At 59.6% G+C, this 18110-nt stretch carries 20 protein-coding genes and 1 riboswitch; of the genes, 12 read left to right on the forward strand and 8 right to left on the reverse strand.

Going from position 1 to position 18110, the window contains the following annotated elements; translation table 11 throughout:
* Nucleotides 1-177: 177 nt before the first annotated feature.
* From GRI55_RS14235 to GRI55_RS14245, 3 genes are all read right to left on the reverse strand, one after another.
* Nucleotides 178-789: a hypothetical protein gene (locus GRI55_RS14235; RefSeq protein ID WP_063510799.1), complete on the reverse strand. Its 612-nt coding sequence runs from the start codon at nt 787-789 to the stop codon at nt 178-180.
* Nucleotides 790-911: 122 nt separating this feature from the next.
* Nucleotides 912-1166 (reverse strand): hypothetical protein, encoded by a 255-nt coding sequence (locus GRI55_RS14240; RefSeq protein ID WP_156494036.1) that lies wholly within the window; start codon nt 1164-1166, stop codon nt 912-914.
* Nucleotides 1167-1427: 261 nt separating this feature from the next.
* Nucleotides 1428-2441, reverse strand: coding sequence for a hypothetical protein (locus GRI55_RS14245; RefSeq protein WP_156494035.1), 1014 nt, complete (start codon nt 2439-2441; stop codon nt 1428-1430).
* A gap of 195 nt (nt 2442-2636) precedes the next feature.
* Between GRI55_RS14245 and cobT the strand changes: the two genes are divergently transcribed.
* From cobT to cobD, 11 genes are all read left to right on the forward strand, one after another.
* Entirely contained in the window at nt 2637-3734 is a 1098-nt protein-coding gene (gene cobT / locus GRI55_RS14250) for a nicotinate-nucleotide--dimethylbenzimidazole phosphoribosyltransferase (protein WP_237452571.1), read from the forward strand.
* Nucleotides 3731-4483, forward strand: coding sequence for an adenosylcobinamide-GDP ribazoletransferase (gene cobS, locus GRI55_RS14255; RefSeq protein ID WP_160767599.1), 753 nt, complete (start codon nt 3731-3733; stop codon nt 4481-4483). Before cobT ends, cobS begins: the two co-directional genes overlap by 4 nt.
* A complete protein-coding gene (gene cobC / locus GRI55_RS14260; RefSeq protein WP_160767600.1) occupies nt 4474-5007 on the forward strand; it encodes an alpha-ribazole phosphatase family protein in 534 nt (177 codons plus the stop codon). The genes cobS and cobC overlap by 10 nt, the downstream gene beginning before the upstream one ends.
* Nucleotides 5004-5609, forward strand: coding sequence for a cob(I)yrinic acid a,c-diamide adenosyltransferase (gene cobO, locus GRI55_RS14265; protein ID WP_160767601.1), 606 nt, complete (start codon nt 5004-5006; stop codon nt 5607-5609). Before cobC ends, cobO begins: the two co-directional genes overlap by 4 nt.
* Nucleotides 5610-5641: 32 nt before the next feature.
* Nucleotides 5642-5851, forward strand: a riboswitch (cobalamin riboswitch).
* Nucleotides 5852-6012: 161 nt separating this feature from the next.
* A complete protein-coding gene (locus GRI55_RS14270; protein WP_160767602.1) occupies nt 6013-7941 on the forward strand; it encodes a TonB-dependent receptor plug domain-containing protein in 1929 nt (642 codons plus the stop codon).
* A gap of 3 nt (nt 7942-7944) precedes the next feature.
* A complete protein-coding gene (locus GRI55_RS14275; protein ID WP_160767603.1) occupies nt 7945-8775 on the forward strand; it encodes an ABC transporter substrate-binding protein in 831 nt (276 codons plus the stop codon).
* On the forward strand, nt 8772-9749 hold the full coding sequence (locus tag GRI55_RS14280; protein WP_008603666.1) for a FecCD family ABC transporter permease: 978 nt from the start codon (nt 8772-8774) through the stop codon (nt 9747-9749). Before GRI55_RS14275 ends, GRI55_RS14280 begins: the two co-directional genes overlap by 4 nt.
* Nucleotides 9746-10519, forward strand: a complete 774-nt coding sequence (locus GRI55_RS14285; protein WP_008603665.1) for an ABC transporter ATP-binding protein — start codon at nt 9746-9748, stop codon at nt 10517-10519. The genes GRI55_RS14280 and GRI55_RS14285 overlap by 4 nt, the downstream gene beginning before the upstream one ends.
* Nucleotides 10520-10543: 24 nt before the next feature.
* Nucleotides 10544-11986, forward strand: coding sequence for a cobyric acid synthase (locus GRI55_RS14290; protein WP_237452573.1), 1443 nt, complete (start codon nt 10544-10546; stop codon nt 11984-11986).
* Nucleotides 11983-12930, forward strand: a complete 948-nt coding sequence (cbiB, locus tag GRI55_RS14295) for an adenosylcobinamide-phosphate synthase CbiB (RefSeq protein WP_160767605.1) — start codon at nt 11983-11985, stop codon at nt 12928-12930. Before GRI55_RS14290 ends, cbiB begins: the two co-directional genes overlap by 4 nt.
* On the forward strand, nt 12927-13928 hold the full coding sequence (gene cobD / locus GRI55_RS14300) for a threonine-phosphate decarboxylase CobD (RefSeq protein WP_160767606.1): 1002 nt from the start codon (nt 12927-12929) through the stop codon (nt 13926-13928). The genes cbiB and cobD overlap by 4 nt, the downstream gene beginning before the upstream one ends.
* Here cobD and cobU read toward each other — a convergent pair.
* Together cobU and GRI55_RS14310 are read right to left on the reverse strand one after the other, a co-directional pair.
* Nucleotides 13918-14424: a bifunctional adenosylcobinamide kinase/adenosylcobinamide-phosphate guanylyltransferase gene (gene cobU / locus GRI55_RS14305; protein ID WP_160767607.1), complete on the reverse strand. Its 507-nt coding sequence runs from the start codon at nt 14422-14424 to the stop codon at nt 13918-13920. The genes cobD and cobU overlap by 11 nt on opposite strands.
* Nucleotides 14421-14615: a DUF1289 domain-containing protein gene (locus GRI55_RS14310; protein WP_082837365.1), complete on the reverse strand. Its 195-nt coding sequence runs from the start codon at nt 14613-14615 to the stop codon at nt 14421-14423. Before GRI55_RS14310 ends, cobU begins: the two co-directional genes overlap by 4 nt.
* Nucleotides 14616-14680: 65 nt before the next feature.
* Between GRI55_RS14310 and GRI55_RS14315 the strand changes: the two genes are divergently transcribed.
* The gene (locus GRI55_RS14315) at nt 14681-15190 is read left to right on the forward strand and encodes a hypothetical protein (RefSeq protein WP_237452574.1); all 510 of its coding nucleotides are present in this window, start codon (nt 14681-14683) and stop codon (nt 15188-15190) included.
* 551 nt (nt 15191-15741) lie between these two features.
* Here the strand turns inward: GRI55_RS14315 and GRI55_RS14320 are convergent.
* The 3 genes from GRI55_RS14320 to GRI55_RS14330 all read right to left on the reverse strand — a co-directional run bounded on the left by GRI55_RS14320 (nt 15742) and on the right by GRI55_RS14330 (nt 18005).
* On the reverse strand, nt 15742-16353 hold the full coding sequence (locus tag GRI55_RS14320; protein WP_063510799.1) for a hypothetical protein: 612 nt from the start codon (nt 16351-16353) through the stop codon (nt 15742-15744).
* Between the two features lie 122 nt (nt 16354-16475).
* Nucleotides 16476-16730 carry a hypothetical protein gene (locus tag GRI55_RS14325; RefSeq protein ID WP_156494036.1) on the reverse strand — a complete coding sequence of 85 codons (255 nt, stop codon included), beginning with the start codon at nt 16728-16730 and terminating at the stop codon, nt 16476-16478.
* Between the two features lie 261 nt (nt 16731-16991).
* Nucleotides 16992-18005, reverse strand: a complete 1014-nt coding sequence (locus GRI55_RS14330; RefSeq protein ID WP_156494035.1) for a hypothetical protein — start codon at nt 18003-18005, stop codon at nt 16992-16994.
* Nucleotides 18006-18110 lie beyond the last annotated feature (105 nt).

Here is an 18110-nt window from a genome sequence, read left to right on the forward strand (position 1 = left end):
TGCAATGCGACCAACCGCTCATTGCGAAAAATGCAATCGATGGAAATCAACAGATCGCATGCTGACGTCGACTTATTCGATTAAGAACTGCACGAATAATCGGGCTGCCGGATTCATTCTCAGGCACTTACATAAAATTATGCACTAATTGTTCTCGCGTCGCGCTCTCGCTCTCGCTCAAGGAGCGTCCATGGTCGATAGGTAGCCCTTTTCCGGAGACCAATAGCCCCAAAAACTCTTCGACCATTCATCCTTCATGGTAACGAGAAGAGCTTTACATCGCCGTCGCTCCCCTCCAGACCTCTGCATCTCGGGGTTACGGCGCATTCTCGTAACATTTTTCAAGGAATGGACTACCGGGTTCGAACGCACGAAGAACAAGGGTTTGAAATCGGAAAAATCTACCAGTTCAAGCAAACGGTAGTTCCCCGAGGAGCCCGCAGCACAGATCGTCGCGGGAAGCTCCTTGTCCCAGATTGCAAGCATGGAAAAGCCATTCCTGCTTTCACGGAAGCGAAACCACCTGTACTCGAGGTCGAGCGTTGCTCGTTTTGCGAACCGTGCATGCTCCATAGATCCAGCTAATAACGAGCCCCGTTTTTCGAGCACGATATCCGTTTCTGACCAACAGTCGTACTTGGACCGAAACCTTATCTTATGGTGCTGATGCTTGTTCAAGGCACCTCCGGACTGAGCGATCCCCGGCTTGACATCGACGTCGGAAAGGAAGTTCGCACAGCTTCTGCTGATCATTGCCCGGGCCATGATCTTTTCGCGCACTTTTCGCATTGCAGCCTCCTTCAACAGAGATATGGACACAACGGATCAGCTTTTCAGATATATTTCGTTGCATTAGCGGAAAGCCTGCTTGTGCCCTGTCTCGCAGCGACTGCTATGTTGCCTTCTATTGCCTATCTGATCTTCATTTCGCCGATCCATTTTTCGACCGCGTCGAGCGCCCGTTCGAATGCGAGATCGAGGGAGCGCGCCCGGCGCCGGTAAGCGCAACGTTTCAGCATGCTCTTCCAGTTCCGATTTCTGGCCGCATGCCTGAAGATGCCGTTAGCCAAATCTATTTGGCATGCGGCAGCCGCGCAGGAGGCCACAACCGGAGCGGCGCGGGAGGCACTGCCGCTTTTAGTTGTGTCGAACACTGCTTTAGACATCGTCCGAGCTCGTCTCCCCCTCACCCGCGAACAGCCTGATCGCTGCTGCCTCGAGCAGCCGCGATTAATGTGAGGAAATGTATGCTTTCACGAAACGCCCATTTCAACAGTGGGCAGTCCGGCAACGGTCTAACTTCAGAAATTCGGCGTTTTTTCACAGCCGGGATCTAACCAGGCGTAGCTGAATTCAACCTGTTCGTGATCGAACGGCCGCGTATTGCATGATTGTCAACGGAGTTTATTCTTTATTTCTCAACCGAATTAATCTGGGAATTCATCCTTGGGCATCTCGATCTCAACTACAATGCAATCCCTTGCCGCGTGGGCCTTTTTTATAGTCGCGTCGAATTGCAACCCTTCAATCTGTAGCAAGGTATATAGTGGCCGTCCGACACAGGACGAAAGGGTTGTCGCAGGTAGATTGGAAGGGTACGAAAGTATGACCCTTTTGCCATCGATCCAGCACCGGCTTTCGCGCAATTCGAGCGAGCACTCGAGCGTTCCTCTCAACCAATAGAACCGCCCCGCGGAAAACGGGAGAGAGCCATCGACCGATGTGAAGGGTTGATCACCATCGTCATTGAAGAGCAGCGGCAGGTCGTCCGGGCTGATGCCAGCGAGCTCGAGAACATGGGCGGTAAGACCTGTAATCTTTCTTTGATGAGATCCCGATTCGTCAACTGTCAGGGCAGCGACATTGCGATCATGTTCGCGAAGGTCGAAGTCAATCGCCTCGATCAGCTCTTCGATATCCGAAGCAATCCGCCTCGATCGGGTTGTCGAAAAATCGTGATCGAGCCGAAGAAACTCGGCATGCAGCATAAGGCCGTCATGAGGCCCTTCCGCGAAATCCATCCGCTCCAAGGAAGCTTCCGGCCTCTTTGCAAACCGGGGCAGGAGTTTGCTGTAGGTATCGACCCAGATCTGATCGTACATCGCCGCGTCCGCGAGCATCAGTCCGATGGATCGGGCAAGCGATGCCTCAATCGCGCGCTCGTCCGGATGGGACTGGGGATCTATCGGAATGAGCAGCCGAGGTCCCGATCCAGATGCCTGCTGGAAGTCGAGCACACTTACGGCTATATTTGTGAACCGGTGACCGCCTGCCAGTTCTATTGGGAAGGATTGTTCGAAACCCATCCGACGCAAGACTTTGCGGAAAGTATGCTCGTGGGATTGAGTGTTTGCCCAAAACGCGCGCAAGCTCATCCGATCGTTTGTTAATACGATCTTCTGAACACGGTCCGACTGCATCGATGTTAGTGAGTTGGACATAGTAGCACCTCTACCGGCAAGAACTTACAACCGGTTATAGGATGCTCGCGTCCAGCAGCCCAAGCTTCTTCAAATTCAGCATTCGTGATGTCCGCTTCGCGCCCTCATTTCGGTCATTAGCATGGTTCGCCTCGCGACTTGAAAGCTGCCGTTTGCTCAACACGCCACTGTGGCGACACTGCTCGGGCTCGCAAAATGGCCCTGCCCTTGCCAATGGACCTCCACAAGCGCTCGATGCGTATGGCTTTGTCATGCCGTTCCAAAGTCATTCTGTATTCGCTAAACGCGCATCGTATGACCCGAGCCGACTTCCAGCGCCTGATCGACGACAAGACTAAGCCGATAGGGTCATTGGGAAGGCTCGAGAACCTTGCAGTTCAGGCTGCTGCGATCCTTGGCGACATGACTCCGTCGAATGCTTCGGCATCGTTGACCATTTTCGCAGCTGATCATGGGATTGCCGCACAGCGTGTGTCCGCGTTCCCGCAGGAGGTTACCGGCCAAATGGTCGCCAACTTCCTTGCAGGCGGAGCCGCTGCGAATGTCATCGCGGCGCAATTCGACATACCGGTGACCGTCGTTGACTGCGGAATCGCGCATCCGCCGCGCCGACGTGATGGGCTTATCGATCTGTCGTTGGGAGGGGGAACGGCCGACAGTTCGACAGGGCCTGCGATGTCGCCCGAGACGGCAAGGAAGGCGATTGCGCAAGGGCGACATTTCGCATGCGGTATTGAAAGCAAGATCGTCTGTTTCGGCGAGATGGGCATCGCGAACACTTCCGCTGCAGCCCTGCTTGCGCACAAGCTGAGCGGCATTTCCGTGGCCGAACTCGTCGGGCGAGGGACGGGCCTCGACGATACCGCTCTCTCCCACAAGCAAGATGTTCTCGAACGCGCAGCTGCGCGGACTGGAGCGCTTGCGCCGATTGAAGCGCTGGCCGACCTCGGCGGCTTCGAGATCGGCACGATGGCGGGTGCAATGGTTGGCGCCGGGACATCGAATAAACTTGTGGTGGTCGATGGCTTTATAGCGACCGCTGCCGCCGCGCTTGCGCGGGCGATCGAGCCAGACTGTGAACGGGCCTTTGTCTATGCGCATCGCTCGGCAGAACACGGCCATCGGACGCTGCTCGACTGGCTAGAAGCCGAACCACTGCTCGACCTCGACATGCGGCTGGGCGAAGGGACCGGCGCGTTGTTGGCCGTGCCGATTATTCACGCCGCGCTCTCGCTTTTCGGCATGGCAAGCTTTTCTCAGGCAGGGGTGTCCGGCGCTCCCCCGATTTCATGAAGCGTCCATTCGCCGCCGCTTTGGCCGCGTGGGTGTTCCTAACGCGACTTCCTTTGCCCGCGGCGCAGCTCGACGAGAGCGATTTCGAGGCCGCGCCCGGCTTCTATCCGCTGGTCGGCGTGTTGATCGGCGTAATCGGCGCTGCCGCTTTCGCGCTCGGCTGGGCGATCGGCGGGGCCTTCATCGCAGCGATCTTCGGCACTGCGGCTACCTTGCTGGCAACCGGTGCATTTCACGAGGATGGCCTGGCGGACCTGTTTGATGGGCAAGGCGCGACAACGTCTGAGCGGATGATGGAGATCATGCGCGACAGCCGGCTCGGCACATTCGGAGCCGCAGCGCTGTTGATAGTTCTGCTGCTCAAGATCGCGGCACTGGCGCAACTCCCTTTCATGGTCGCACTCGCCGCCCTGCCCGTGGCGCACGGAGCCTCGCGCCTGTCGGCAGTGATCGTGATCGCGACAAGTCGTTACGCACGTGCCGAGGGGATCGCCAAGCCGGTTGCGAAGGGGATCGGAGCAGCGCCGCTGGTGGTGGCGACGCTCACCGGGATCGCTGCGGTCGCAATCGGTGCGACCATTCTTGGGCCCGGCGCAGCGCTATGCGGCTTGGCCGGCCTTGCCATCGGCCATATCTCGACGCGGCTGCTCTTCGAGCGCAAGCTTGGCGGCTATACTGGCGATTGCCTCGGCGCGGTGCAGCAGATCAGCGAAGTCGGCTTCTATCTTGGCACCCTCGCATGGCTCTGATCCTGCTCCGCCATGGCAAGCCGCAGATCGAAGCGGGCGTTTGCTACGGCCAGTCGGACGTTCCCGCCAAAGCCTTTGACCAGAAAGACCTTCATGCACTGGTGGCCGCGTTGCCCAGCCGCTTTGCACGGATCGACAGCAGCCCACTGATCCGATGCACTGCGGTGGCGGAGCAGTTGTCCGCGCATTTCGACCTTCCCGTCCACGCCGACCCGAGACTGATGGAGATCGATTTCGGGAACTGGGAAATGCAGGCGTGGGACGATATTCCTCGTCACGAGATCGATGAGTGGGCAGAAGATATCGAAGGCGCTCGCCCGCACGGAGGGGAGAGTGTCGCGCAAATGGCTGAGCGGGTTCGCACATATCTGCTCGATTCCGCGAGGATCGAGGGACATATCCTTGCCATCACGCATCTCGGCGTCGTCCGTTGCGTCGCCGCGGCCCTCGGCCGACCTAACCCATTTGAACTCGAACTCGGCTTCGGCCAGTTCCTCACCGTTGAACCAAGAGGGGGCGTATGAGCGAGACCGACAGCGATACACACAAGGAGAAGATGAAGGAGCTGCAGGCCGCGCAAGCGAAGCGGCGCCGGGAGCTCAAGGATCCAGAACGCGGCCTCGTGCTGGTCCACACCGGCGATGGGAAGGGCAAGTCGAGCTCGGCCTTCGGGGTCATCGCCCGCGCGCTGGGCTGGGGACAGAAGGTTGCCGTGGTGCAATTCATCAAGGGCAAGTGGAAGACGGGCGAGAAGAAGTTTTTCTCGCGCTTCCCGGATTTGGTGGACTGGCACGTCATGGGCGACGGTTTCACATGGGATACGCAGGACAGGGATCGCGATATCGAAGCCGCGGAAACGGCATTGGCCAAGGCCGGTGAGTTGATCGCGAGCGGCGACTACGCCTTGGTCGTGCTCGACGAAATCAATATCGCGTTGCGCTACGAATACCTGACGTCCGCGGCAGTGATCGAGGCGCTGGAACGCAGGGGTGATACCCGGATCATCCTTACCGGGCGGGACGCTAAGCCCGAACTGATCGATTATGCCGACACCGTCACCGAGATGGCCGAAATCAAGCACGCCTACCACGCCGGTATCCGCGCGCAGCAGGGCATCGACTTCTAGCAGGCAAGGATTGACAGCAACGGACGAGGCGAGCATTGGCGCGGACAGACGGTGCTGCAGGTGCGAAATCGCTTGGAGCTAAGAGGGAAGCCGGTGCGATACCGGCGCTGTGCCCGCAACTGTGAGCCAGGAGCCCCGAACCAACACGTCACTGGCCAAGCCCTGCACTGGGTGGCGCCGGGAAGACGGTTCGAAGGCGTTGATCGGCAAGCCAGGAGACCTGCCGTCGCGTCGTTCGTCCGGGGCCGGGTCCAGCCCAGTGGGACAGGAAAGTTCTTTTCCGAAGTAACGACAGCCAGGCCGGTTTCCGGTGTCGCGGCTCACTTCGAGCAGCGGCGGGCCATCTGTCGAGTTGACCATGCGGGCACCGGGGCCTCCGCATGGGCTGGCTTTGGATATTGCAATGAAAACCGCATTCTATTTGTCCGTCGCGGCATCGGCCGTGGCTCTGTGTTCGACCGGCGCGTTCGCGCAAGGCGTCGATCTTCCCGAAGACGAGGAAGTGATCTCCGAAACGATCGTGGTCACGGCCAACCGCACCGAACGTGCGATCAGCCAAGTCGGCGAGTCGGTAACGCTGGTCGAGGAAGAGGAGATCGTGAACCGCCAGCCGAGCGAAGTGCTCGACATCTTGCGCACGGTCCCCGGCGTCACCTTCAACCGCAATGGCGGGATCGGAACCAACACCGGTGTTTCTATCCGCGGTGCGGAGAGCGACCAGACCGTCGTGCTGATCGACGGCGTCAAGCTCAACGACCCCTCTTCGACCGGGGGCGGCTTCAACTTCGGTCCTGCCCTGACAGGCAACATCGCGCGGGTCGAAGTGGTGCGTGGTTCGCAGAGCGTTCTTTACGGCAGCCAAGCAATCGGCGGCGTGGTGAACCTGATCACCCGCGAACCGACCGAGGACCTTGGTGTGTTCGCACGCGCCGAATACGGTGAACGCGATACTGCGGAACTCGTCGGCAACGTGTCAGGCAAGTTTGGCCCAGTCGGCCTAAGCGTCGGCGGCAATTACTACCGCACGGACGGCATCTCTGCTTTCAGCGAGGCGCGCGGCGGCACCGAGCCGGACGGGTTTGAAAGCCTGGGCGCCAACGCCAAGCTCGATATTGCGTTGGGTGAGAATTTCTCGATCGATCTGCGAGGTTTCTATGCCGACAGCGAGGTCGAGATCGACGGCTTCACCGCTACCGGCCTGGGGGACACCAACGAGGTTTCCTATCGGGAAGATCTGGTCGGCTATGCGGGCATCAACGCGAACTTCCTGGACGGGCGTTTGCGCAATCGGCTGGGTATCGCCTACACCCGGATCGACCGCAGCAATTTCAGCTTCGACACGGATTCCGAGACCTTCGACGCCTTCGGCGAGAACGTGCGTTACGAGTATCAGGGCGTGTTCGACGCAGCCGAGATTGCAGAGCTGGTCTTCGGTGCCGAGCGCGAGGAATCGGAATATCTCAGCTCCAGCTTCGGCGCGCCCGCTATCGGCGACAAGGTGTGGATCAACTCTGCCTACGGACAGCTCAACCTAACCCCCTACCAGGGGCTCTCGCTGACTGGCGGCGTGCGCTACGACGATCATGAAACCTACGGCAACAACACGACCTTCGCTGCCAGCGGTGCCTATTCGCCCAACGGCGGCGATACCGTGCTGCGCGGTAGCTACGGTGAAGGTTTCAAGGCACCTGCGCTGTTTCAGCTGTTCAGCGACTTCGGGAACACCGCGCTCGAACCCGAAGAATCGGAAAGCTGGGACGTTGGCATCACGCACAGTTTCCTCGATGGGCGGGCGCAGGTGGGCGTCACCTATTTCGAACGCGATGCCGAGAACCTCATCGCCTTCGTCGGCTGCACTGGCAACCCCATCCCTGCCTGTCAGGATCCCGCCAATCCACGCCCTTTCGGGACATACGACAATATCGCGCTTGCAAGCGCCGAAGGGTGGGAGTTCGGGCTCGCAGTCCGTCCGGTCGATGGCTTCGATGTCGCGCTTAACTACACCACGATCGACGCACGCAATGACGTGAACGGAAATCGCCTACCGCGCCGCGCCGAAGATACGATCAGTCTGGTCGCGGACTACCGCATGGAGAACGGCATCGGCATCGGTGCCACCGTGTTCGTGGCGGGCGACAGCTTCGACAATGCCACGAACACCACTCGCCTCGATGGCTATGTGGTGACCGATATCCGGGCGAGCTTTGGCATTACCGAGCAGATCGAAATTTTCGGTCGGATCGAGAACCTGTTCGACGAGCAGTATGAAACGATCTTCCGCTACGGCCAACCTGGTCGTGCGGTGTTCGGCGGCGTGCGCTACCGGATGTAACCGATGGTTCGGACGATCCTCGCGGCGCTGGTGTGCCTTTTGCTCTGTGCCTGTTCGCAGGTGGCGGAGCGGGGAGCGGACGCACCGCGACGGATCGTCAGCCTCGACTACTGCGCCGACCAGTATGTTCTGAAATTTGCGGATCGCGAGGATATCCTCGCGCTGTCGCCCGATGCGAGGAAGCGCTTCTCCTACATGCGGGCGGAGGCGGCAGGGATTCCCACGGTCCGTCCGCGCGCTGCGGATGTTCTGGCGCTGCAGCCCGACATGGTTGTGCGAACCTATGGTGGCGGACACGATATCGCTGACTTCATGCAGGAGCCGGGCGTGCCGGTCGTGCAGATCGGCTTCCCCCAATCGATCACAGAAGTGCGGGGTGAAGTGCTGCGGGTGGGAACCGAACTCGGCAAGCCGGATGAGGCCGTAGCGCTCGTCGCCGAGATGGAACGGCGACTGAAGGTGCTCGCCGATCGGCCCGGCCCTCCTCGCGAAGTCCTCTACATGACACCCGCTGGTGTGACGGCTGGAGAAGGAACACTCGTGCATGAACTGTTTGTCGCGGCCGGCCTCAGGAATTTCCAGGACCGTCCCGGCTGGAATCCGCTTCCGCTCGAACGCCTCGCCTACGAGCGGCCCGACCTGATCGCGGCAGCCTTTTTCGAAAGCAAGACCAACCACGTCGATAACTGGAGCGCGGCGCGTCATCCGGTGGCGCGGGCGCAACTGCGCGAATTGCCGGTGGTAGCGCTCGAAGGTTCGTGGACCTCGTGCGGCGGTTGGTTCTTGCTAGACGCGGTCGAAGCGCTGGCGACAGCGGGGGAGAACACGCGATGAATCGGGTGGTGTCCATCCTGCTTGTAGGTCTGGCGGGTGCGTTGGTCCTTTCGGTGGCGCTTGGATCGGTGCCCTTGCCGCTCGACCGCGTGCTGGCTGCTCTCGCATTTCAATCAAGTCAGGGTGACGAGCTGGTGGTCTGGCAAATCCGCTTGCCTCGTGCGCTCGCTGCCGCATTCGTCGGCGCGGCCCTTGGAATGAGCGGGGCGGCTCTTCAGGGCCTGCTGCGCAATCCGCTGGCAGAGCCCGGGATCCTCGGTGTTTCGGCCACCGCTGCGCTCTTCGCGACTTTCGTGCTTTATTTCGGCCTCGCGACTGCAGGCCCGCTCGTCTTGCCATTGGCTGCGGTCGCGGGCGCCCTGATCGCGACGTTGCTAGTCGCGCTGGCCGCGATCCGCACACGCTCCGTGGTCACACTGATCCTGATTGGTGTCGGCCTTTCGAGTTTCTCGGCGGCGATCATGGCGCTGCTGATGAACCTCGCGCCCAACCCGTTCAGCCTTGCCGACATGGTCAACTGGATGCTCGGCACGGTGGACAATCGGAGCTTCGACGACCTGATCTTCGCGCTGCCCTTCATGGCGATCGGGGTGGTGGTGCTTCTTGCATCGCGCCGAGGCCTGTCCGCGCTCGCCTTGGGAGACGAGGCGGCCGAAGGAATGGGACTGGACCTCAGGCGGCAACGGCTGGCGGTCATCATCGGCGCCGGCCTGGCGACAGGTGCCGCTGTGGCGCTTGCTGGTGCGATCGGCTTTGTCGGGATCGTGGCGCCGCATCTGGTGCGGCCTTTCCTGCGCTACGATCCGGCACGGCTGCTGGTGCCATCGGCTATGCTCGGCGCTCTGATCCTTATGCTGGCGGACATCGGCGTGCGGGTTCTGCCGACCGATAGCGAGCTCAAGCTGGGCGTGGTCGCGTCACTGCTCGGTGCACCGGTATTCATCTGGATCGCTGCGCGACGGAGGCTGGCATGAGCATTCTGCAAGCGAGCGGTCTGAGCTACGCGGTGGACGGCAAGCCACTGGTCGTCGATGCTGGTTTTTCGCTGGAACCAGGGGAACTCACCGCGCTGATCGGCCCCAACGGGTCGGGCAAGACGACTCTGCTGCGCCTCGCGCTCGGCCTTCTCCAAGCAGAAGCCGGTTCGGCGTCAATCGATGGCGAGCCGGTCGCTCGGCTTTCGCCGGTCGAGCGGGCGCGCAAGATCGCCTACCTGCCGCAGGCCCGACCGCTGGTCTGGCCGCAACCGGTTCGCGACGTCGTTTCGCTCGGGCGGTTCGCCTATGGCGCAGCTTTGGGGCGGCTGTCAGCGGGCGATGAGGCGGCGGTTTCTCACGCGATCGGGGCCTGCCAGCTGGACGGTTTCGAAGAGCGGGCAGCCGATACCCTATCGGGCGGTGAATTGGCCCGTGTGCATCTCGCGCGTGCGCTCGCTGCCGAGACTCCGCTGGTCATTGCCGACGAGCCGGTCGCCGCGCTCGATCCGCGTTACCAGCACCAGACCATGCGGTTGTTTGCCTCGATGGCTCAGGGCGGGCACGGAGTGCTTACGGTCGTCCATGATCTCGATCTCGCGCTGCGTTACGCCAACCGCGTCCTTTGGATGCACGAAGGGCGGATTGTGGCGGATGGGACGCCAGAAGACACCTTTACCAGCGAGCGTCTGCGGCGCGTGTTCGGAATCCAGGCGGAGATTTCCCGCAATGGCGCAAGTTTCCGGCTCGACATCCTGGGCCCCGCATAACGCAGGATGACCGGTCGCGCGATCATGCTGCAGGGCACCGGCTCGGACGTTGGCAAATCGCTGCTGGTTGCGGGGCTTTGCCGGATCGCTCGGCGACGCGGGATCGACGCGGCACCCTTCAAGCCGCAGAATATGTCGAACAATGCTGCCGCCTGTCCGGGTGGAGGCGAAATCGGTCGAGCGCAGGCGCTCCAGGCTCGCGCTGCGGGGCTGCAGCCGTCGACCGACATGAACCCCTTGCTCCTCAAGCCCGAAGGCGACCGGCGCGCGCAGGTCGTCCTGAACGGTAAGGCGCTGCGCAGTGAAGAAGCAGCAGCGTATATGGCAAATCGGGGAAGTCTGCTTCCCATCGTGATCGAGGCATTCGATCGGCTGAGATCGGCGCACGATCTCGTTATCGTCGAGGGCGCCGGCAGCCCGACGGAGGTAAACCTGCGCAAGGGCGACATCGCCAATATGGGCTTTGCGCGCGCGACCGATGTTCCCGTAGTGCTCGTTGGTGACATCGATCGCGGCGGGATTATCGCATCGCTCGTCGGCACCCGAGCCGTAATCGACACCGAGGATGCCGAGATGATCGCAGGCTTCGCCATCAACCGCTTCCGAGGCGACCAGGCCCTGTTCGAAGATGGCGTGCGTTTCATCGAAGACCGCACCGGCTGGCGTAATTTCGGCATCGTGCCGTGGCTGGCCTGTGCTGCGCGGCTGCCCGCTGAAGACGCTGTGGTGCTGGGACAAGCGAAACCGAAAGACGGGGCCATTTTGATTGCCGTGCCAATGCTTTCGCGGATCAGCAATTTCGACGATCTCGATCCGCTTCGTGCCGAGCCGGATGTAGAGGTCCGCTTCATTCCTCCCGGCCAGCCCATTCCGCGCGAGGCCGATGCAGTCATCCTCGCAGGCACCAAATCGACCTTGGCCGACTTGGCAATGCTGCGGAACGAGGGGTGGGACTACGACATCATCGCCGCCTGGCGCACAGGCGCGCACATCGTCGGCCTGTGCGGTGGCTTCCAGATGCTGGGCAATCGGATCGAGGATGCTGACGCCGCGGATGGATTGGCAGGGACTGCGGATGGTCTGGGCCTGTTCGACATGACGACGGTGATGACCCGCAAGAAAGTGCTCCGCCCCATCAGCGGGACTACAATTGCCGATGATGACGCGGTGACAGGTTACGAGATTCATACCGGTCTTTCGCAGGGGCCTGCGCTGGAGAAGCCCTTCTCTCGCTTGGAAGACGGCGTTCTTGATGGCGCGGTCGCAGCGGGCGGACGTCTGATCGGCACCTATCTTCACGGTGTGTTTGCGAGCGACGCATTCCGTTCGCGCTGGCTTGAGAAATTGCGTAGCGGCCGGAGCAGCACGCTCAATTACGAAGATGGTGTCGACACAGCGCTGGACGAACTAGCCGAAGGGCTCGAGGAGGCCCTCGACGTTGACGCTTTGCTGGCGCTTGCGCGGTGATCGCGCTATGGATCATGTTGGCAGGTCTCGCAATTGAAGCCATGGTCGGCTGGCCCGACGCGGTGGACAGGCGGATCGGGCATCCTGTCCGCTGGTTCGGCTGGCTAGTCGAACGGACAGAACGTCTGGGCAATCGCCAATCATGGAGCAGGTCGGCGCGGATCGCGACGGGCGGTCTTGTTACTCTGTTTCTGGTGGTCCTTGCGGGCTTGATCGGTCTGGCCATCCAGCTGTTTCTGCCAGCCGGATGGCTAGGGCTTGCCCTGATGGCCCTCGTCGTCTCCAGCATGATCGCTGCGCGCTCGCTGCACGATCACGTCGCGGATGTCGCCAGGGCGTTCGACGTTTCAGGGATCGCGGCTGCGCGGGATTCGCTCAGTCAGATCGTCGGACGAGCAACCGCTGAGTTGGACGAGCCCGCCATCGCACGTGCTTCGATCGAGAGCCTGGCCGAGAACACGTCGGATGGCGTTACAGCACCTTTGTTCTGGGGCGCGCTGTTCGGCCTGCCGGGGCTGTTTGCCTACAAGGCGATCAACACGCTCGATTCGATGATCGGCCATCGCAATGCGCGCTACGAAGCTTTCGGTAAACTTGCCGCCCGGCTCGACGATCTCGCCAACCTGATCCCTGCACGCCTGACGGGTATTCTTTTCGTGCTATGTGCCGGTTCGGGCCGGGCTATACTAGTCATGTTTCGGGACGCCGGCAGGCACCGCTCTCCCAATGCAGGGTGGCCGGAGTCCGCGATGGCGGGCGCGCTCGGCATCAAACTGTCGGGGCCGCGGACTTATGGCGAAACGACGAGCAACGACCCTTGGCTCAATTCGGGAGCAAGAGACCCATCCGGAGCCGATATCCGCCGCGCCTTGGCTCTTTATCGGTGGGTAGTCATCGCCATGGCGATCATCCTGGCGCTCCTGGGCTGGATCAACGTGTCATGACCGATCTCGGCCTCGTGTCAGGCCATGGCGGACGGATCGACGCGATGGCACGCGCGTTTCCCAGCGCGCCACTACCATGGATCGACCTGTCGACCGGCATCAATCCGTATCCTTATCCGTTGCCCCCGATCGCACCCGATGCATGGGAGCGCTTACCGGGCGAGGTGGCCCGCGCATTCTGCGAAAGCACCATGGCGGAGTCGTTCCGATGCGATCCGTCTTTTTGCCGCGCGGTCGCCGGGACGGAAGTCGTCATCCGCCAGCTGCCGTCGATCCTGCGTGCTCAAAGAGTCGCCGTGCGCGCTCGCAGCTACGCCGATCATGCAGAAAGCTGGCGACTGGCGGGGGCGAAGGTGGTCACGCATTTCGATCCCTTGGCATTGGCCGGGGAAGCCGATGTCGCGGTGATCGTGAACCCTAACAACCCCGATGGGCATCGTTGGACTGTCGAAGCCATCGAGGCAGCGCGCGCTACACTCGCTCATCGTGGCGGCTGGCTGATCGTCGACGAGGCCTATGCCGACCTCAATCCCTCGCTAAGTGCGGCTCCGCTTGCGGGACGAAAGGGGCTGATCATCTTGCGATCCTTCGGCAAGTTTTTCGGGCTTGCGGGCGTGAGGTTGGGTGCCGTGCTTGCTACGCAAGAGATCTTGAGCAGCATCGAAGATCGCCTCGGCGGATGGGACGTGTCGGGCCCTGCGCTGGATATCGGTGCGGCAGCCTATGCTGATCATGACTGGCAGGCCGCTACGCGCGGACACCTTGCCGTGCGAATGCAGGAGATGCACGCCCTTATCGCGACCTCCGCGTTGGAAGACCGTGGCGGAACCGATCTTTTCCGGTTCGTCCGTGGATCTGACGCAAATGCGCTCTGGCGGCGACTTGCTGAGCAAGGCATCGCCGTGCGCCGGTTCGTCGGGGATGCGCATCACCTCCGCATCGGCTTGCCCGCCGACAAGCTCGCGTTTTCACGACTTGCGCGAGGGCTCAACCCTTGAGACGAAGGGGCAGCCCAGCGACCACGAGTTCGACCGTGTCGGAAATCTCGGCCAGCCGCTGGTTCAGCCGTCCCTGTTCGTCGCGAAAATCGCGGCCGAGGCGATTTTCCGGGACGATGCCCGAGCCGACCTCGTTGCTGACCAACACGACATTCGCTTTAGCCCTCGCAATACTCTCGACCAGCGCGTCCGCTTCCCTGCCGATGTCGAGTTCGGCCAGCATCACGTTCGAGAGCCACAAGGTGCAGCAATCGACCAGCACGGTGCCGTCGTTGACCGATGTAATCGCACGAGCGAGTTCGATCGGTGCCTCGATTGTGTGCCAGAAATTGGCACGTTCTTCACGGTGCTGACGGATTCGCTCGGTCATTTCATCGTCATACGCCTGCGCGGTGGCGATGAACTTGTGCGGTCCCCGCATGCGGCCGCATATCGAAAGAGCGTGGCGGCTCTTGCCCGATCGAGCACCGCCGAGGATCAAATGAACCAAGCTCATAGAGTGAAGCCCTCGACTCTCCGCCTCTCAGCAGCCTGGATTACGGCTCGCCTTTGGTCAGGCGACATTTCGGACCACTCTGCAATCTCATCGAGCGTTCGGCCACAGCCCGTGCAGACATTTCCATTTGCCGACAATCGACATATCTTCTGGCATGGCGATTGCGGGTCATCAATGGTCGTTGCAGGCATGAGAATGGCTCTAACTCGTGCTGGCGGGGCTGGCAAAGTGCACGGACCTTTGCGGTAAGCGAATGATGAAGCGACTTGTCAGCTACGAAAACCTTCTCTCCTGCATCACGCGAGATGAGAGCCATCATGTTGCCACGCTTGACTGGAAGGCGTTTCTGCACCTCTCTCCTATTCTCCGGCTGCGGCGTAGGGAAGCACGTGCGGCGCTGCGGAAATACCTGAGCGGGCTTCAGGGCGCCAAATGGGAAGTCGATACCGTTCGTTTTCCAATCGGAAGTCAGATCGACGAACAGGCACTGAACTCGATCACTGGCGATATCGCTGGCGCTCTAGACGCGATTGCAACGAAGGCCATGACACCGAAAGAGATCTGCAAGGCGCTCAAAATTACGAACCAGGAAAGATTGCGGTGGACCAAGGATGGTCGCCTCAAGACATCCGGGGTCGTGAGCTTCAGGAGGGCCAACACCGTAAGCATCTCGACTTACTCTGCACACGCAATTCACGAATTGATGAAAGACCATAGCGTAATTGAAGGTTGGCGACAGAAAGACCTCGATAGTCGAAAATCCTAGCCTCGAAGCTACAGCCATTGTGGTTCACAGGGGTGTAGTTTGGTCAAAAACCGTGACCGACAGGGATGACGCAGATTTGCACTACAACGCGGTCGGCCGCTTTCACATGTAAGCCAATCAAAAGCGGACCGACGGCTAGCGGCCCAATTGTGTTGAAAAACTCCGCAGGCACCTTCGGCGGGAAATATTAAAACTCATAAGAGCTCATGCCTGCATCATTACCTCAAGACGCCTTCTCCCGTTGAATCATTATTACGGAAAATCGGCTGCGGATCGGGTCAGGCCGAGTTTTTCAACACAATAGGCCCATTTCCTGACGTTCCCACGTTTCTCCACTGGTAATGTTTTAGCGAGTGTAGGTATATCTAACCTGCTGCAATGCGACCAACCGCTCATTGCGAAAAATGCAATCGATGGAAATCAACAGATCGCATGCTGACGTCGACTTATTCGATTAAGAACTGCACGAATAATCGGGCTGCCGGATTCATTCTCAGGCACTTACATAAAATTATGCACTAATTGTTCTCGCGTCGCGCTCTCGCTCTCGCTCAAGGAGCGTCCATGGTCGATAGGTAGCCCTTTTCCGGAGACCAATAGCCCCAAAAACTCTTCGACCATTCATCCTTCATGGTAACGAGAAGAGCTTTACATCGCCGTCGCTCCCCTCCAGACCTCTGCATCTCGGGGTTACGGCGCATTCTCGTAACATTTTTCAAGGAATGGACTACCGGGTTCGAACGCACGAAGAACAAGGGTTTGAAATCGGAAAAATCTACCAGTTCAAGCAAACGGTAGTTCCCCGAGGAGCCCGCAGCACAGATCGTCGCGGGAAGCTCCTTGTCCCAGATTGCAAGCATGGAAAAGCCATTCCTGCTTTCACGGAAGCGAAACCACCTGTACTCGAGGTCGAGCGTTGCTCGTTTTGCGAACCGTGCATGCTCCATAGATCCAGCTAATAACGAGCCCCGTTTTTCGAGCACGATATCCGTTTCTGACCAACAGTCGTACTTGGACCGAAACCTTATCTTATGGTGCTGATGCTTGTTCAAGGCACCTCCGGACTGAGCGATCCCCGGCTTGACATCGACGTCGGAAAGGAAGTTCGCACAGCTTCTGCTGATCATTGCCCGGGCCATGATCTTTTCGCGCACTTTTCGCATTGCAGCCTCCTTCAACAGAGATATGGACACAACGGATCAGCTTTTCAGATATATTTCGTTGCATTAGCGGAAAGCCTGCTTGTGCCCTGTCTCGCAGCGACTGCTATGTTGCCTTCTATTGCCTATCTGATCTTCATTTCGCCGATCCATTTTTCGACCGCGTCGAGCGCCCGTTCGAATGCGAGATCGAGGGAGCGCGCCCGGCGCCGGTAAGCGCAACGTTTCAGCATGCTCTTCCAGTTCCGATTTCTGGCCGCATGCCTGAAGATGCCGTTAGCCAAATCTATTTGGCATGCGGCAGCCGCGCAGGAGGCCACAACCGGAGCGGCGCGGGAGGCACTGCCGCTTTTAGTTGTGTCGAACACTGCTTTAGACATCGTCCGAGCTCGTCTCCCCCTCACCCGCGAACAGCCTGATCGCTGCTGCCTCGAGCAGCCGCGATTAATGTGAGGAAATGTATGCTTTCACGAAACGCCCATTTCAACAGTGGGCAGTCCGGCAACGGTCTAACTTCAGAAATTCGGCGTTTTTTCACAGCCGGGATCTAACCAGGCGTAGCTGAATTCAACCTGTTCGTGATCGAACGGCCGCGTATTGCATGATTGTCAACGGAGTTTATTCTTTATTTCTCAACCGAATTAATCTGGGAATTCATCCTTGGGCATCTCGATCTCAACTACAATGCAATCCCTTGCCGCGTGGGCCTTTTTTATAGTCGCGTCGAATTGCAACCCTTCAATCTGTAGCAAGGTATATAGTGGCCGTCCGACACAGGACGAAAGGGTTGTCGCAGGTAGATTGGAAGGGTACGAAAGTATGACCCTTTTGCCATCGATCCAGCACCGGCTTTCGCGCAATTCGAGCGAGCACTCGAGCGTTCCTCTCAACCAATAGAACCGCCCCGCGGAAAACGGGAGAGAGCCATCGACCGATGTGAAGGGTTGATCACCATCGTCATTGAAGAGCAGCGGCAGGTCGTCCGGGCTGATGCCAGCGAGCTCGAGAACATGGGCGGTAAGACCTGTAATCTTTCTTTGATGAGATCCCGATTCGTCAACTGTCAGGGCAGCGACATTGCGATCATGTTCGCGAAGGTCGAAGTCAATCGCCTCGATCAGCTCTTCGATATCCGAAGCAATCCGCCTCGATCGGGTTGTCGAAAAATCGTGATCGAGCCGAAGAAACTCGGCATGCAGCATAAGGCCGTCATGAGGCCCTTCCGCGAAATCCATCCGCTCCAAGGAAGCTTCCGGCCTCTTTGCAAACCGGGGCAGGAGTTTGCTGTAGGTATCGACCCAGATCTGATCGTACATCGCCGCGTCCGCGAGCATCAGTCCGATGGATCGGGCAAGCGATGCCTCAATCGCGCGCTCGTCCGGATGGGACTGGGGATCTATCGGAATGAGCAGCCGAGGTCCCGATCCAGATGCCTGCTGGAAGTCGAGCACACTTACGGCTATATTTGTGAACCGGTGACCGCCTGCCAGTTCTATTGGGAAGGATTGTTCGAAACCCATCCGACGCAAGACTTTGCGGAAAGTATGCTCGTGGGATTGAGTGTTTGCCCAAAACGCGCGCAAGCTCATCCGATCGTTTGTTAATACGATCTTCTGAACACGGTCCGACTGCATCGATGTTAGTGAGTTGGACATAGTAGCACCTCTACCGGCAAGAACTTACAACCGGTTATAGGATGCTCGCGTCCAGCAGCCCAAGCTTCTTCAAATTCAGCATTCGTGATGTCCGCTTCGCGCCCT

This window comes from Qipengyuania citrea, assembly GCF_009828015.1.
GTDB lineage: Bacteria > Pseudomonadota > Alphaproteobacteria > Sphingomonadales > Sphingomonadaceae > Qipengyuania > Qipengyuania citrea.